The organism is Streptomyces sp. ISL-96 (assembly GCF_018614035.1).
Taxonomy (GTDB): Bacteria; Actinomycetota; Actinomycetes; order Streptomycetales; family Streptomycetaceae; genus Streptomyces.
In genome coordinates this window covers 1-15,740 of record NZ_JAGGPA010000005.1, presented here as the reverse complement: position 1 = coordinate 15,740, position 15,740 = coordinate 1, and the positions used below count along the sequence as shown (strand labels likewise).

Annotated in this window: 13 protein-coding genes; 10 read left to right on the top strand and 3 right to left on the bottom strand. The window is 71.4% G+C overall.

Annotation, left to right across the window (positions count from 1 at the left end; genetic code table 11):
* Positions 1-15: 15 nt before the first annotated feature.
* Positions 16-816: a bifunctional hydroxymethylpyrimidine kinase/phosphomethylpyrimidine kinase gene (thiD, locus tag J7E96_RS02960; RefSeq protein ID WP_215127138.1), complete on the top strand. Its 801-nt coding sequence runs from the start codon at positions 16-18 to the stop codon at positions 814-816.
* Here thiD and J7E96_RS02955 read toward each other — a convergent pair whose 3' ends face one another.
* From J7E96_RS02955 to rpmB, 3 genes are all read right to left on the bottom strand, one after another.
* On the bottom strand, positions 817-2,010 hold the full coding sequence (locus J7E96_RS02955; RefSeq protein ID WP_215127136.1) for an FAD-dependent monooxygenase: 1,194 nt from the start codon (positions 2,008-2,010) through the stop codon (positions 817-819).
* A 794-nt stretch (positions 2,011-2,804) separates the two neighbouring features.
* A complete protein-coding gene (locus J7E96_RS02950; protein WP_215127134.1) occupies positions 2,805-5,921 on the bottom strand; it encodes a BTAD domain-containing putative transcriptional regulator in 3,117 nt (1,038 codons plus the stop codon).
* A 130-nt stretch (positions 5,922-6,051) separates the two neighbouring features.
* Positions 6,052-6,237 (bottom strand): 50S ribosomal protein L28, encoded by a 186-nt coding sequence (gene rpmB / locus J7E96_RS02945; protein ID WP_003957616.1) that lies wholly within the window; start codon positions 6,235-6,237, stop codon positions 6,052-6,054.
* Positions 6,238-6,385: 148 nt separating this feature from the next.
* Between rpmB and J7E96_RS02940 the strand changes: the two genes are divergently transcribed.
* From J7E96_RS02940 to mutM, 9 genes are all read left to right on the top strand, one after another.
* Positions 6,386-8,125, top strand: coding sequence for a DAK2 domain-containing protein (locus J7E96_RS02940; protein ID WP_215127132.1), 1,740 nt, complete (start codon positions 6,386-6,388; stop codon positions 8,123-8,125).
* Positions 8,126-8,200: 75 nt separating this feature from the next.
* Positions 8,201-10,414, top strand: a complete 2,214-nt coding sequence (gene recG, locus J7E96_RS02935; RefSeq protein ID WP_215127130.1) for an ATP-dependent DNA helicase RecG — start codon at positions 8,201-8,203, stop codon at positions 10,412-10,414.
* A gap of 56 nt (positions 10,415-10,470) precedes the next feature.
* Complete coding sequence (gene rsmD / locus J7E96_RS02930; RefSeq protein ID WP_215127128.1) at positions 10,471-11,055, top strand: 16S rRNA (guanine(966)-N(2))-methyltransferase RsmD; 585 nt, start codon at positions 10,471-10,473, stop codon at positions 11,053-11,055.
* A 26-nt stretch (positions 11,056-11,081) separates the two neighbouring features.
* Positions 11,082-11,573 carry a pantetheine-phosphate adenylyltransferase gene (gene coaD / locus J7E96_RS02925; RefSeq protein ID WP_251069324.1) on the top strand — a complete coding sequence of 164 codons (492 nt, stop codon included), beginning with the start codon at positions 11,082-11,084 and terminating at the stop codon, positions 11,571-11,573.
* 109 nt (positions 11,574-11,682) lie between these two features.
* A complete protein-coding gene (locus J7E96_RS02920; RefSeq protein ID WP_215127124.1) occupies positions 11,683-12,762 on the top strand; it encodes an ATP synthase F0 subunit B in 1,080 nt (359 codons plus the stop codon).
* Between the two features lie 140 nt (positions 12,763-12,902).
* Positions 12,903-13,544 (top strand): DUF177 domain-containing protein, encoded by a 642-nt coding sequence (locus J7E96_RS02915; RefSeq protein ID WP_251069341.1) that lies wholly within the window; start codon positions 12,903-12,905, stop codon positions 13,542-13,544.
* Positions 13,545-13,546: 2 nt separating this feature from the next.
* Positions 13,547-13,720, top strand: a complete 174-nt coding sequence (gene rpmF / locus J7E96_RS02910) for a 50S ribosomal protein L32 (protein WP_003965982.1) — start codon at positions 13,547-13,549, stop codon at positions 13,718-13,720.
* A 7-nt stretch (positions 13,721-13,727) separates the two neighbouring features.
* Positions 13,728-14,579, top strand: coding sequence for a ribonuclease III (gene rnc, locus J7E96_RS02905; RefSeq protein WP_215127120.1), 852 nt, complete (start codon positions 13,728-13,730; stop codon positions 14,577-14,579).
* Positions 14,580-14,651: 72 nt separating this feature from the next.
* Positions 14,652-15,512, top strand: coding sequence for a bifunctional DNA-formamidopyrimidine glycosylase/DNA-(apurinic or apyrimidinic site) lyase (gene mutM / locus J7E96_RS02900; protein ID WP_215127118.1), 861 nt, complete (start codon positions 14,652-14,654; stop codon positions 15,510-15,512).
* The last annotated feature ends 228 nt before the right edge of the window (positions 15,513-15,740 follow it).

Sequence of the window (15,740 nt, the reverse complement as noted above, 5' to 3'; positions counted from 1 at the left end):
ACTAGATTCGCCCGTATGCGAATACTTCCTTGCGTCCTCACCGTCGCCGGATCCGACTCCGGCGGCGGTGCGGGTATCCAGGCCGACCTCAAGACGATGCTGGCGCTCGGCGTGCACGGCATGAGCGTGCTCACCGCCGTGACGGCGCAGAACTCGCTGGGGGTGCAAGGCGCCTGGGACCTGCCCGTGGAGGCCGTACGGGCGCAGTACCGCAGCGTCGTCGACGACATCGGCGTACAGGCCGTGAAGACCGGGATGCTGTCCTCCGCCGACCTCGTCGAGACGGTGGCCGAGCTGCTGGCCGGCACCGACGCCCCGGTGGTCGTCGACCCGGTGGGGGTGTCGAAGCACGGGGACCCGCTGCTCGCCACGTCCGCCCTCGAATCCGTACGGACGAAGCTGCTGCCCACGGCGACCGTCGCGACCCCGAACCTCGACGAGGTGGCCCAGCTCACCGGCGTACGCGTGGAGTCCGAGGCCGATCTGCGGCGGGCCGCCGACGCACTCCTGGAATTCGGACCGCGCTGGGTGCTCGTCAAGGGCGGACACCTGCCGGGCGACGCGATCGACCTCCTCACGGACGGCACCGAGGAGCACTGGCTGCGTGCCCCCCGCCACGACAACCGGCACACGCACGGCACGGGCTGCACGCTGGCGTCCGCGATCGCCTCGGGCCTGGCGAAGGGCCTCGACGTACCGCAGGCCGTGTCCGCCGCCAAGGAGTACGTGACCGAGGCGATCGCGGCAGGATTCGCGCTGGGCGCGGGGATAGGCCCGGTGGACCACGGCTGGCGGCTCAGGAACAGCCAGGAGTAGTCAGGCGTAATCCTTCAGCCTGATGTTGGTCGCGGCCCGCTCCGTGAGCTTCTTGAAGAACCCGGCGAGAAGACGCGAACTCAGAACGCGGTACGCCCGGTCGCGCTGCCGGATCTTCTTCTCGGTGGGCGGCGCGAGGAACGGGCCCGCGTTGCCCGCGATCTTCTGGCAGCCCTTCGCGAAGTCGCGTACCTCCGCCTCGTACGCCGCGAAGGCGATGCGGTGGTCCCCGTGTGCGCGGGCGAGTTCGCCGGCGAGCACGTAGGCGCAGACGACCGCCGCACCGGTCCCCATGCCGCCCATGGTGGCGCCGTAACCCGCGTCGCCGATCAGGACCACCCGGCCCTTGGACAGCCGGTCGATGTGGATCTGCGCGATCGCGTCGAAGTACAGGCTGTCGGCGTCGTCGAGGGCGTCCAGCGCCTTGGGGGTCTCCCACCCCATGTCCGCGAACTTCGCGGCGAGGATCTTCTTCTGCCGGCCGAGGTCGTTGCGGTCGTACGCGAGCTGCTCGGAGGCGAAGACGAAGCTGGCGCCGGCCCGGTCGGGGTCGCCGTCGTAGTTTGCGATGGAGAGCATGCGGCCCGGGTCGCTGTAGACGCGGGCGGTGCGGTCCAGTCCGAGGTGGTTGGGCATGTCGAAGCCGGCGACGTAGTAGCCGAGGTAGCGCAGATACCGCGACTCGTCGCCGAAGGCGAGGCGGCGGGTGTTCGAGTGCAGTCCGTCGGCGCCGACGACGAGGTCGAAGCGGCGGGGGGCGCCGTGGTCGAAGGTGACGTCGACGCCGTCGACGTCCTCTGCCATGGTGGCGACCGAGGCCCCGAAGACGTACTCGACGGTGTCCAAGGTGCGCTCGTACAGGATGGCGGAGAGATCGCCGCGGAAGATCTCCACGTCGCCGCTCATCATGGCGGAGGGCAGGTCGACGCGCGGGCTTCCGTCGATGTCGACGACGGTCTGCGTGCCCATGTGGGTCTGACGGCGGTGGACGTCGTCCCAGATGCCGAGCTCCTGGAGGACCTTGCGGTGGACGTGACCGCGGAAGTCGACGGCGAAACCGCCGGTGCGCAGGGCCGGTGCCTTCTCCACGACGGTGACGTGAGCGCCGTACCGGGAGAGCTGGAGGGCGAGGGCGGGGCCGGCGATGCTGGCGCCGGAGATCAGGACGTTGAGGTTGCGCAGCTGGGTGGTCATGGGGCGAGCCTGACCCCCACCGCTGACCGCCCCCTTACCGTCGGCTGACCGCGACCGGCGGCTCCGCCACGCGGGGCCAAGCCCCGGCCCCGGCCCCCCGGACGCCCTCCGGCCGTGTTCTCAATCGCCGGACGGGCTGGGTTTTCCCGGCGGCGGCATGATCCTGCGTCCCGCCCCTTCCGGCTGCCACCTTTGTGGCTCCGCCACGGGAGCGGGGGCAAGCCCCGGACCTCTGACGCCCTTCGGGCGTGTCCTCAATCGCCGGACGGGCTGGATTTCCTGGCGGCGGCATGATTCCCCGCCCCTCCGGAACTACCGCACGCGGCAGCCTTTCCCGGGCATGGCAACATCCCGGGCGCGGCAATCTTCGGTGTGCGGAGCCCGCTGGGGGCGGTGGCCTTTGACCGCGCGGCGCCCCTCCCGAGGCGGCGGCTTTTCCCGTGCGCGGCAAACTTCCCAAGCGCAGCACCACTCGGTGTGCGGCAGCCCCCTGGGTCCGGTCTTCGGGGCCTTGCTGGGGAGGTGGCTTTGTGGTGTGCGGCGGCCCTCCGGAGCATGCAGTTGTTTCTGTGCGTGGCAACCTTCCCGAGTGCGGCACCCACTTCGGGTGTGGCAGCACCTTGGGTCCGGTGTGCGGGGGCCTTCCCCGGGTGGCGGCTTTCGGTGTGCGGCGGCCCTCCCGGGGCCGTGGCTCTTTTCGTGCGCGCCCTCCCGAGGGCGCAGCCTTCCGGAGTGCGGCGCCTCCTTTCAGCCCGTCCGGCGTTTGAGGACCGGGGTCCGGGGCGGAGCCCCTGTTACGGGAAGGGGCGGGTGGGGGAAAGAACCCTCAGCCGGCCCCGGAGCTCGCGCCCGTGCGCGTACGCCTTCTCGTACGTCCCGGGCGGCAGGCCCGCGCGAGCCCGGTCACGGACACGCGCCACATCGGGGTCCAGAGCGAGCGCCGCCCCGCGCAGCCCCTCCGCCGCGCCGAGCAGCCCGGCGGCCTCTTCGGCGGCGGCCAGGGACGCCATCGCCTCGGCCACCTCAGCCAGGTCGAGCCGCGACCCCGGCTGCTCCAGCGCCAGTTCCCGCGCCTGCCCGAACCAGTCCGCGGCCTCGTCGACACGGCCCTCGGCCCCGGCGGCCCGGCCGAGGCCGACAAAGATCCGCAGGGTCTCGCCCACGCTGAACCACGTCGCGGCGACAAGCTCCAGCGCCGCCCCGTAATGCTCCCGCGCCCCCGCAGTGTCACCGGCCAGCCGAGCCGCATCGCCCAGCCCCCGCACGGCTCCCGCGGCCTTGTCCGGGACGCCGACGCTGCGGGCCAGTTCCGCCGCGCGCGTGTACAGCCCGACCGCATCGTCCGGCCTGCCCGTGTGCAGCAGGACCGCCGCCCGGCGCACCAGCAGATCGGCCGTCTCCTCGGGCGCTTCCAGCACTTGCACGAGCGCGAGCGCCTCGTCGAGCAGCACCAGCGCCCGCCCGGCGTCGCCGCGCCAGTGCGCGAACATCGCCAGCGGATCAAGGGAGTTGGCCATGCCCCAGCGGTCCCCGGCCGCCCGGAAGCCCTCCAGCGCCGCACCGAAGGCGGCTTCGGACGCCGCGGGCCGCCCGGCGAGCATCTCCTGAAAGCCGTGCCCCATGTCGAGCACGGCCCCGGCCCACAGACCGTCGCCCAGCCGCCCGCGCGCCCACTCGATGTCGCTGCTGCGCGGACCGCTCACCAGGGACCACAGCACGAGCGTGAACGGCAGCCGCAGCCGCTGAGCCAGACTGGTCATCAGCGCGTCGGCGCGCTCGATCAGCCCGTCGTCCGCCGGATCACCGCGCCCAGCGACGGCGTTGAACACGCACAGGACGTACTCCTCGACGAGCCCCTCGGGCGGCTCGGTCCCCACCGCCGCCAGCAGTTCGGCGGCGACCGGCACCAGCTCCCCCTGTCGGCCACGCAGGCGCACGTACCAGGAGATCGCGGCCAGCAGCCGCAAGCGCAGCCGCAGCCGCAGCGCGCCGGCCCTCCGGCCGTGGAGCAGGAGCGGGCGCAGCGCCGCGAGCAAGTTCGCGTGGTCGGCGTCCAGCCGCGCCAGCCACTCCAGTTGCGCGCCGCCGCGCAGGAACGGCTCGGCGGTCTCGGCCAGCTCCAGGAAGTACGCCGCGTGCGCCGCCCGAAGCACGCTTTCCTGCGCGGGTTCCCCCGCGAGACGCTCCGCGCAGAACACCCGGATGGTCTCCAGCATCCGGTACCGCCCGCCCGCCACCTCCACGAACGACTTCTCGGCGAGCGAGGCCAGCGCGTCCTCGGCCCCCGGAACATCACAGACCCGCTCGACGGCGTCGAGCGTCGCGCCCCCGGCGAACACGGTCAGCCGCTGCGCCAGCAGCCGTTCCTCCTCGTCGAGCAGCTCCCAGCTCCACTCCACGACCGCGCGCAGTGTCCGGTGCCGCGGCGCCTTGGTGCGGTCGCCGCCGCGCGACAGCAGCCGGAAGCGGTCGTCGAGGCGCGCCGCGATCTCGTCGAGCGTGAGGGTCCGCAGCCGGGCCGCCGCCAGCTCGATCGCGAGCGGCAGCCCGTCCAGCGCGGCGCAGATGCGCTCCACGCGCGTGTGGGCGTCGTTTTCGTGTTCCGGCCCGGAGCCGGGGCGTACGGCGGGCGGCAAGACCGCGTTGACCGCTGCCGCCCGGTCGGCGAACAGCGCGACGGCCGCCGGCAGCGCGAGCGGCGGCAGCGGGCACACCACCTCACCGGTGATCCCCAGGGCCTCTCGCCCCGTCGCCAGAACGCGCACACGGGGGCACGCACCGAGGAGCAGACCGGCGAGCCGCGCCGCGCCCTCGACCACATGCTCACAGTTGTCCAGCAGAAGCAGCAGCTCCCGCTCTTCGAGCGCGGTCAGCAGCCGCTGTGTGGCATCACCCGCGGCCGTTTCCTGGAAGCCGCTTTCGCGCACCCCGAGAGCGGTCAGTACGGCGTACGGGAGCTGCGCTTCATCGGAGACCGGCGCCAGTTCGACGTAACAGACCGTTCCCGCCCACCGCCCGGCCGCCTCCACCGCCAGCCGGGTCTTGCCCGCCCCGCCGGGCCCGGTCAGCGTCACCAGCCGCCCGGCGCCGAGCAGCCGGCCGATCCGCTCCAGCTCCTCGTCGCGCCCCACAAAGCTGGTCAGCTGCGACGGCACCCCGCGCGGGGCGGCGGTCCGCTCGGCGGACTGCCCCCGCAGCAGCTCCAGATGGAGTGCGGCCAGCTCGGCGGAGGGATCGGCGCCGAGCTCGCCGGCCAGCTTGCGCCGGGCCTGCTCGTACACGGTCAGCGCCTCGGCGGGGCGCCCGCCCGCGTGCAGTGCCCGCATCAGCTGCCCGTACAGCCGCTCCCTCAAGGGATGTACGGCGATGAGCTCCCGCAGCTCCGGCACGAGCTCGGGGCCGGAGCCGAGCGCGAGATCCGCGTCGACGCGGTCCTGGAGCGCGGCCAGCCGCAGCTCGTCCAGCCGGGCCGCCCGAGCCTCGGCGAACGGCACCCCGGCCAGCCCCGCGAGCGCCGGCCCGCGCCACAGCCCGAGCGCCTCCCGCAGCAGCTCGCCCGCCCGCGCGTGAGCTCCCTCGGCCAGCGCCCGGCGTCCCGCGCGGGACAGCCGCTCGAAGCGGTGAGCGTCCACGTCGTCCGGGTCCGCGACGAGCCGGTAGCCGGCCGACAGCGACTCGATGGTTACGCCGAGACGCTTGCGGAGCCGGGACACCTGGGACTGGAGCGCGTTGGCGGCCCCGGCCGGCGGCTCGTCGCCGTACAGCCCGTCGGTCAGCCGGTCCGTGCTCACGGCCCGGCCGGCCTCCAGCACCAGCAGCGTGAGGAGCGCGCGGGGGCGGGGGCCGCCCGGATCGAGAGCGTCACCGTCGGCGGAACGGATGTCGAGAGGACCCAGGATGGCGAAGCGCACGCGCCGATTCTGGCAGGTCACAGGCGTTCTGACAGGCTCAGGACATAAATCCGGGCATAAAAAGAACCGGCCCACCGCGAGGGTGGACCGGTTCTTAAGCAACCAGCTAGGTGGCCGCGCTTGGCATACGTCAGCGCGAGACCTTGCCGGCCTTGATGCACGAGGTGCAGACGTTGAGCCGCTTCGGCGTCCGACCGACCACTGCACGCACGCGCTGGATGTTGGGATTCCAGCGACGAGACGTACGGCGGTGCGAGTGCGAAATGTTGTTGCCGAAGCCCGGCCCCTTGCCGCAGACGTCGCAGTTGGCAGCCACGGGTCACTCCAAAGACTTCAGATGCACTTACAGTGGATCCCGGCATGCCGGGATCGAAGAATCGAGTGGCGTAGCCGGGGGAATGTCCCGATTTTCATCGGGCAACCGGAGCAGCATACATCGGCTGCTCCCGTAGAACGAAACTACCATGGCTCCCGGCGGCCCTCGCCCAGTCCCCCCGCGTCCGCCCCCGCCTCCGGTGCGGCGCATCGCGCGACTACCCTGCGGTTCAACCCGCTCTCAAGGAGGACGCCAGGTGCCGCAGACCCTCGACGCCGTCGCGGTACGCACCTGGTGCTCGCTGGCACTGGAGGCCCTCGGCAGAGCCCGCGAGGAAATCGACGCGATCAACGTCTATCCGGTCGCGGACGGGGACACCGGCACCAACCTCTACCTGACCGTGGAATCGGCCGTTCAGGCCGTGGAGGCGGTCTTCACCGCTCACGAGACCGTCACCGGCGCCGCCGCCTCGGCACCCGCCCTTGCGGACGCTGTACGCGCGATGGCGCACGGCGCCCTCATCGGCGCCCGGGGCAACTCGGGAACCATCCTGGCGCAGCTCCTGCGCGGCATGGCGCAGGTGTTTTCCGACCGGGCCGCCGATGCCGAGGGCCTGCGGCGGGCGCTGCGCAGGGCGAGCGAATCGGCCTACCAGGCGGTCGCGCACCCCGTCGAGGGCACGGTCCTGACCGTCGCCACGGCGGCGGCGGACGCCGCCGAGAGCGCGGGCGGCGACGACACCACCGGCGTGGCGCGCGCGGCGTACGAAGGGGCGCGCGTCGCACTCGACGAGACCCCCCGGCAGCTGGCGGTGCTCGGCCGCGCGGGCGTTGTCGACGCGGGCGGGCGGGGCCTGGTGGCCGTGCTCGGCGCGCTGGTCGAAGCCGTCTCGGGGGAGGCCGTCGCCGTACGCAAGAGGGAAGCGCCGGCGGCGCCGCTCTCCATGGCCGACGACTGCCCGGCGGACGCGGTGCAGGAGGGCGGTCCCGCCTTCGAGGTGATCTACCTGCTGGAGGCGGACGACGCGGCGGTGAGCCGGCTGCGTACCCGGCTCGACGGGCTCGGGGACTCGCTTGTCGTCGTCGGGGGCGACGGCCTGTGGAACGTCCATGTGCACGTGGACGACGCGGGCGCGGCGGTGGAGGCGGGCGTCGAGGCCGGCCGGCCGTACCGGATCCGCATCACGCACTTCGCCGCGGACCGGGTCGCGCCGCCCCGGGAACGGGCCCAGCGGGCGGTGGTCGCCGTCGTACCCGGCGAGGGCCTGGCGGGGCTCTGCGCCGAGGCGGGCGCGACCACTGTGCTCGCGCGCCCGGGGGAGCCGCCCGCGAGCGGGGAGCTGGCGGAGGCGATCCGGCGCGCCCACGCGCGCGAGGTCGTCCTGCTGCCGAACGACGCCGACCTGCGGCACACGGCGGCCGCGGCGGCGGAACAGGTCCGCGCCGACGGGGTACGGGTCGCGCTGATCCCCACCCGCGCGGCGGTCCAGGGCATCGCGGCCCTCGCCGTGCACGAACCGGACCGCCGCTTCGACGAGGACGTCGTGGCGATGACGTCGGCGGCGGGCGCCACGCGGTACGGCGAACTGACCGTGGCGGAGCGCCAGTCCTGGACGATGGCCGGCATCTGCCAGGCCGGTGACGTGCTCGGCCTGATCGACGGCGACGTGGTAGTGATCGGGTCCGACCTGACGGCGGCGGCGCGTACGGTCCTGGACCGGATGCTGGCGGCGGGCGGCGAGATGGTCACGCTGGTGCTGGGGGAGGACGCCCCGGCGGGCCTGGCGGAGTACCTGGAGGCGCACGTCCGGGAGTCCCACCTGGCGGTGGACACGATCACGTACGACGGCGGCCGCCAGTCGTCCCCACTGCTGATCGGCGTGGAGTAGCCATGTACGGCTCCGCCGGAGAAAACCGGCCCTCCCGCGAGGGGACGTGGCCCGTTGTCAGTGGTGTGGTGTGCAATGGATCCTGTGCCCGCGCTCGACGAACCACTCAAGAAGACGCTCGGCGGCACCACCGCGAAGGTGATGGCCGAGCACCTCGACCTGCACACGGTCGGTGACCTGCTGCACCACTACCCCCGGCGGTACGCCGAACGCGGTGAGCTGACCCAGCTCGCCGACCTCCCGCTCGACGAGCACGCCACCGTCGTGGCGCAGGTCGCCGACGCCCGCGTCCTGCGGTTCGCCAACGGCAAGGGCCAGCGCCTGGAAGTGACCCTCACCGACGGCAGCGGACGGCTCCAGCTCGTCTTCTTCGGCAAGTCGATCTACCACCACCAGAAGGAACTGCTGCCAGGCCGCCGCGGCATGTTCTCCGGCAAGGTCGGCGTGTTCCGCAACATCCGCCAGCTCTCCCACCCTGCGTACGAAATGCTCGGCAAGGACAGCGGCGCCGACGCCGTGGAGGCCTGGGCGAACCAGCTCATCCCGCTCTACCCGGCCTGCGCCCAGATGGAGAGCTGGAAGATCGCCAAGACGGTCGACGTCGTCCTGGCCTCGATGGAGGCCACCGGCTGGCAGGAGATCGCCGACCCCCTGCCGCCCGCCCTGCGCGAGGGCCGAGGCCTCACCGACCTGCCCGACGCGTTCCGCAAGGTCCACCGCCCCCGTACGAAGGCGGACATCGCCGAGGCACGGGACCGCCTCAAGTGGGACGAGGCGTTCGTACTCCAAGTCGCGCTCGCCCGGCGCCGGTTCGCAGACACCCAGCTCCCGGCCGTCGCCCGCCGCCCCGCCCCCGGCGGCCTGCTCGACGCCTTCGACGCCAAGCTGCCCTTCACCCTCACCGACGGCCAGCAGAAGGTCTCCAAGGAGATCTTCGATGACCTCTCCACCGAGCACCCCATGCACCGCCTCCTCCAGGGGGAGGTCGGCAGTGGGAAGACCATGGTCGCCCTGCGCGCCATGCTCGCCGTCGTCGACGCGGGCGGCCAGGCCGCGATGCTCGCGCCCACCGAGGTGCTCGCCCAGCAGCACCACCGGTCGATCACCGAGATGATGGGCGAACTGGCCGAGGGCGGCATGCTCGGCGGCGCCGAGCAGGGCACCAAGGTCGTGCTGCTCACCGGTTCCATGGGCATGCCCGCCCGCCGCCGCGCCCTCCTCGACCTGGCCACGGGCGAGGCGGGCATCGTCATCGGCACCCACGCGCTCATCGAGGACAAGGTGCAGTTCCACGACCTCGGCCTCGTCGTCGTCGACGAACAGCACCGCTTCGGCGTCGAGCAGCGCGACGCCCTGCGCTCCAAGGGCAAGCAGCCCCCGCACCTGCTGGTCATGACGGCGACGCCCATCCCGCGCACGGTCGCGATGACCGTCTTCGGCGACCTGGAGACCTCGGTCCTCGACCAGCTCCCGGCCGGCCGCTCGCCCATCGCCACCCACGTCGTCCCGGCCAAGGACAAGCCGCACTTCCTCGCCCGCGCGTGGGAGCGCGTGCGCGAGGAAGTGGAGAACGGGCATCAGGCGTACGTCGTCTGCCCCCGCATCGGCGACGACGAGGACGACCCGAAGGCAGCCAAGGGCAAGAAGAAGCAGGCCGAGGACGATCCCGAGAAGCGGCCGCCGCTCGCCGTCCTGGAGATCGCCGAGCAGATCTCCGCCGGTCCCCTCAAGGGCCTGCGCGTCGAAGTCCTGCACGGGCGGATGCAGCCCGACGACAAGGACGACGTGATGCGCCGCTTCTCCGCGGGCGACGTCGACGTCCTCGTCGCCACCACCGTCATCGAGGTCGGCGTGAACGTCCCCAACGCCACCGCGATGGTGATCATGGACGCCGACCGGTTCGGAGTGTCGCAGCTGCACCAGCTGCGCGGCCGGGTGGGCCGTGGCTCGGCCCCCGGGCTGTGTCTGCTGGTCAGCGAGATGCACGAGGCGAGCCCGGCCCGCGCCCGGCTGGCCGCCGTGGCCGCCACCCTCGACGGTTTCGAGCTCTCCCGCATCGACCTCGAACAGCGCCGGGAGGGCGACGTACTCGGCCAGGCCCAGTCCGGCGTCCGGTCGTCGCTGCGGATGCTCGCCGTCATCGACGACGAGGAGGTCATCGTGGCGGCCCGCGAGGAGGCCGTCGCCGTCGTCACCGCCGATCCCGAACTCGAACGGCTCCCGGAGCTGCGCACCGCCCTCGACGCCCTGCTGGACAAGGAGAGGGAGCAGTACCTCGACAAGGGCTGACAATGGGTGCAGCAGGAGCCGCTCCACTCACCCTCACGACCCTAGGAACCGACACCATGACCCGCGTGATCGCCGGCACGGCCGGCGGACGCCGCCTGGCCGTCCCGCCGGGCAACGGCACCCGCCCCACCTCCGACCGTGCGCGCGAAGGCATGTTCTCCACCTGGGAGTCACTGCTCGGCACGCTCGAAGGCATCAGGATCGCCGACCTGTACGCCGGCTCGGGCGCCGTGGGCCTGGAGGCCCTGTCGCGCGGCGCCGTGCACGCCCTGCTGGTCGAGGCCGACAGCCGGGCCGCCCGCACCGTCCGGGACAACGTCCGCACCCTGGGCCTGCCCGGCGCCGAAGTCCGGGCGGGCAAAGCGGAGCAGATCATCACAGGTCCGGCGCCCGAGGCTCCGTACGACGTGGTGTTCCTCGACCCTCCGTACGCCGTCACCGATGACGATCTTCGCGAGATCCTCCTCACACTCCGCACCCAGGGCTGGCTTGCGGACGATGCCGTCGCCACCGTGGAGCGCAGCACAAGAGGTGGAGAATTCAACTGGCCCAAGGGATTTGAGCCATTGCGGGCCCGTCGCTACGGCGAGGGAACGCTTTGGTACGGTCGCGCCGCCTCTACGTGCGAAGACGCACGATGACCGGACCGGAGAGCGAGGGACTACAGATGCGCCGCGCAGTCTGTCCCGGGTCATTCGACCCGATCACCAATGGACATCTCGACATCATTGCCCGCGCCTCCAAGCTGTACGACGTCGTACACGTCGCGGTGATGATCAACCAGTCGAAGCAGGGGCTGTTCACGGTCGAGGAGCGGATCGACCTGATCCGCGAGATCACCGCCGAGTTCGGCAACGTCGAGGTCGAGTCCTTCCACGGCCTGCTCGTCGACTTCTGCAAGCAGCGCGACATCCCGGCCATCGTGAAGGGCCTGCGCGCGGTCAGCGACTTCGACTACGAGCTCCAGATGGCCCAGATGAACAACGGCCTCTCGGGGGTCGAGACCCTGTTCGTCCCGACCAACCCCACCTACAGCTTCCTCTCCTCCAGCCTGGTCAAGGAGGTCGCGGCCTGGGGCGGCGACGTCTCCCACCTGGTCCCCCCGAGGGTCCTCGGCGCGCTCACCGAGCGTCTCACCGAGAAGCGACGACAGAAGTGACGACAGAAGTGACAATCTGACGGAACGTCACCAGGTGTCGGACTCGGGCCGACTGCCCGTACAGTCGTCCCGTCCGTCTCCAGCCGGAAGAACAGGTGGCGAGCACACGGTGGACGTGCAGAAGAAGCTCGACGAGATCGTCGCTGCGGTGGGCAGTGCCCGGTCCATGCCCATGTCGGCCTCGTGCGTGGTCAACCGCGCCGATCTGCTCTCGATGCTCGAAGAGGTACGCCAGGCCCTGCCCGGCTCGCTCGCGCAGGCGCAGGAGCTGATCGGCGGCCACGAGCAGATGGTCGAGCAGGCCCGCCAGGAGGCGGAGCGGATCATCGAGTCCGCGCACGCCCAGCGCGGGTCGCTCATCTCCGACACCGAGGTCGCCCGCCGCTCCCAGGAGGAGGCCGACCGCATCCTCAGCGAGGCCCGCCGGGACGCCGAGGAGATCCGCGCCGAGGCCGACGAGTACGTTGACTCCAAGCTCGCGAACTTCGAAGTCGTCCTCACCAAGACCCTCGGCTCCGTCGACCGCGGCCGCGAGAAGCTGCTGGGCCGGGGCCCCGGCCTCGACGATCAGGGTTACGCGGACCCCGACTTCGCAGAAGCCCCGGAGCGCAGCCACGACCCGGAGACGCTGCGCCAGCGCGCGGACGAGTACGTCGACACCAAGCTCGGCGCCTTCGAGGCCGTGCTCTCCAAGACCCTCGAAGCGGTCGGCCGCGGCCGGCAGAAGCTGCACGGACGGGTCGCGTCGGACGAGCTCGGCGCGCACATGGTGGCCCAGGACGAGGCCGGAGCGCAGCGCAGCAGCGACGCGGACTTCCTCGCCGACCTGGCCGAGCCGCAGGCCGCCGTCCCGGTGCCCGGACAGCCCGGACAGCCGCACATCCCCGCCCAGCAGCCGTACGACCCGTACGCGTACCAGCAGCCGCACCACCAGCCGCAGCAGGAGCAGGACCCCTACGCGTACCAGCAGCCGCAGGACCCGTACGCCGCCCAGCAGCCGGATCCGTACGCCTACCAGCAGCAGGATCCCTACGCGTACCAGCAGCAGGGCTACGACCAGGGACAGGGCTACGGCCAGCAGCCGCAGCAGCACGTCCCTCAGCAGCAGGCCGCTCTCGACGAGACCAGCCTGTTCGACACGAGCATGATCGACCTCGATCAGCTGCGGGAGTACGAACAGGGGCGCTAGGCCGCCGATTGGGCCCTGAGCGAAGCGTCAAGTATCCTGGCACTTCGGTCGCGCGTATGCCCGCGATCACGGCTGCCCGCTTCGCGTTCCGCGACGGCGACACGGCGGCCCACCACAGCGAACCGAAAGCAGGAAGACCCCTGAACGCCCACCTCGACCACCGCAACCCCCTCGTGTTCGACACACACGAGCTGGGCCGGCGTCCCGGTGCGCTCCAGCGGCTGACCCGCTCGGTAGCGGCCCCCAAGGACTTCGGTATCGAAGGGGTCGTCGGTGTGCCGGAGGGCGCGCCGGTGAATCTCAGGCTCCGCCTCGAATCCGTCATGGAAGGGGTGCTTGTCACAGGCACCGCCCGTGCGACGGCCAAGGGGGAGTGCGTAAGGTGTCTGGAGCCGCTGGAGCTGGACGTTGCAGCGGACTTCCAGGAGATGTTCTCGTACCCTGCCGCCGATGACCGGGGCCGCCACAAGGCGGAACCGGCCGACGACGACGAGGACGACGAGGACAGGCTCTATCTTGAGGACGGCTTGTTCGACCTCGAGTCCGTGCTGCGTGATGCGGTAGTGCTCGCACTGCCTATGCAGCCGGTGTGCCGGGAGGACTGTCCCGGCCTGTGCCCGCAGTGCGGGGTCAGGCTGGACGAGAATCCTGGGCACGATCATGACGCCGTCGACATTCGATGGGCGGCACTGCAGGGACTCGCCGGGACCAACCAGGACGGCGAGAAGGACAACATTGGCGACGCCGCCGAGTCGGGCGTCGACGAGAAGCAGGAGAAGTAGCCGTGGCTGTTCCGAAGCGGAAGATGTCGCGCAGCAACACGCGCCACCGCCGGTCGCAGTGGAAGGCTGCGGTCCCCACCCTGGTTTCGTGTGAGCGTTGCCAGGAGCCGAAGCTCCAGCACATCGCGTGCCCGAGCTGCGGCACGTACAACAAGCGCCAGGTCCTCGAGGTCTGAGCGGCTGGTGAGAGGCACTGTGTCCAGCCCCAAGAAGGCGGATGACGCCAAGGCGGACTACGCCGGCAAGCCGGCGGAAAACACAGCCTCGTCCCACACGCTTCTGGAAGGGCGGCTCGGCTATCAGCTCGAGTCCGCCCTTCTGGTGCGTGCGCTGACCCACCGTTCGTACGCGTACGAGAACGGCGGTCTGCCCACCAACGAGCGCCTCGAGTTCCTCGGGGATTCCGTGCTCGGCCTGGTGGTCACGGACACGCTGTACCGGACCCACCCCGATCTGCCGGAAGGCCAGCTGGCCAAACTGCGGGCCGCGGTGGTCAACTCTCGTGCACTCGCGGAGGTGAGCCGCGGCCTCGAACTCGGCTCCTTCATCCGGCTCGGCCGAGGTGAAGAGGGTACGGGTGGCAGGGACAAGGCATCCATCCTGGCCGACACCCTTGAAGCGGTGATCGGCGCCGTTTATCTCGATCAGGGTCTCGGAGCCGCATCAGAACTGGTGCACCGGCTCTTCGATCCGCTGATCGAGAGGTCTTCGGGCCTCGGTGCGGGCCTGGACTGGAAGACCAGCCTCCAGGAACTCACCGCGAGTGAGGGTCTCGGCGTACCCGAGTACCTCGTTTCGGAGAGCGGACCGGACCACGAGAAGACCTTCACCGCTGCTGCCCGCGTCGGTGGTGTCTCGTACGGCACCGGCACCGGCCGCAGCAAGAAGGAAGCGGAACAGCAGGCGGCGGAGTCCGCGTGGCGCGCGATTCGCGCGGCCGCGGACGAGCGCGCGGCGGCCGAGGCGACGGCCGCGGCGACGCCCGTGAGGGCCACGGCCGACGACGCGACGCCGTCGGCCCGGTCCACCGCCTGAGTCGCTTACGCAGCACTGCCCTCTGTGCCCCCTGCCGGAATCCGGCAGGGGGCACAGAGGTATGCTGCACCCGTGCCTGAGCTGCCCGAAGTCGAAGTCGTACGACGCGGGTTGGAGCGCTGGGTCACCGGCCGCACCGTTTCCGAGGTGCAGGTGCTCCACCCCCGGGCGGTACGCCGCCACCTCGCCGGCGGTGAGGATTTCGCCGTACGCCTCAAGGGGCACCGCATCGGGGCCGCGCGCCGCCGCGGCAAGTACCTGTGGCTGCCGCTCGAAGACACCGCCGCTTCCGTCCTCGGCCACCTCGGGATGAGCGGCCAGCTGCTCGTACAGCCGGAATCCGCGCCCGACGAGAAGCACCTGCGCATCCGCGTACGCTTCGACGACGCCTTCCGCACGGAGCTGCGCTTCGTCGACCAGCGCACCTTCGGCGGGCTCTCGCTGCACGACAATTCCCCCGACGGGCTCCCCGACGTCATCGCGCACATCGCGCGCGACCCCCTGGACCCGGCCTTCGACGACGCCGCGTTCTGTACGGCGCTGCGCCTGCGTCGTACGACCGTCAAGCGCGCCCTGCTCGACCAGTCGCTGATCAGCGGTGTCGGCAACATCTACGCGGACGAGGCGCTGTGGCGCGCGCGGCTGCACTATGAGCGCCCCACTTCGACCCTCACGCGCCCCCGCGCGGCCGAGCTCCTCGGCCATGCGCGGGACGTCATGTACGCCGCGCTCGCCGTCGGCGGCACCAGCTTCGACAGCCTGTACGTGAACGTGAACGGCGAGTCGGGCTACTTCGAGCGGTCCCTGGACGCCTACGGGCGTGAGGACGAACCGTGCCGCCGCTGCGGGACGGCGATACGCCGGCGCCCCTGGATGAACCGCTCCAGCTACTTCTGCCCGCGCTGTCAGCGCCCGCCGCGCGTCTCGTCGTAACGCTCGCGCGCCGTCAGGCCCCCGTACGGAAGAAGCGTCAGTAGCCGAAGAAGTGACACAGGGTGTTTCTGACCTGCGGTCGCATAATTGATCAAAGCTGTGACCTGCCGTTGAGCTGTCGACAGTTGTCAGCGTTGGTCATCGTTGAGCGCCCTTCCACGGCCCCGAGACGGCCCCGGGACAGCGCTCCGTCGTGCCATGACATCCGCTCTAGGCCCGGACTTCGCG